We start from the raw sequence: 265 nt of genomic DNA, 5'->3' as shown, positions 1-265 counted from the left end.
GCCACGGTGCTGATGGTCACCACCGGTGACGTGGTGTCGACCGTCAGGGCATGGCTCGCCGAACCGGTGTTGCCGGCCGCGTCAGAGACCGTGGCGGTAACACTGCCGGTGGTCAGGGCACCGGCTTCTGCGGTCGGGACGGTGACGCTCCAGCTGCCGTTCGCCTGTACCAGCGCCGTGTAATCGTTGCCGTTAATGGTCACGGTGACGGTCTGACCGGCCGGTGCGGTGGTGGTCCCGGTAATGACCAGGTCCGCCTGTGCTT

The 265-nt window shown here is 66.8% G+C and carries 1 protein-coding gene; it reads right to left on the bottom strand.

The features are described from left to right. Positions 1-265, bottom strand: a 265-nt coding sequence (locus tag OGY35_RS01115) for an Ig-like domain-containing protein (RefSeq protein WP_286631205.1), incomplete at both ends; no start/stop codon positions are given.

Origin of the sequence: Citrobacter sp. Ct235, assembly GCF_030332305.1 — a bacterium.
In the GTDB taxonomy this organism is placed as follows: domain Bacteria; phylum Pseudomonadota; class Gammaproteobacteria; order Enterobacterales; family Enterobacteriaceae; genus Citrobacter_A; species Citrobacter_A telavivensis.
The sequence above is the reverse complement of the archived record's forward strand: the minus strand, read 5'-3'. Positions and strand labels throughout refer to the sequence as shown.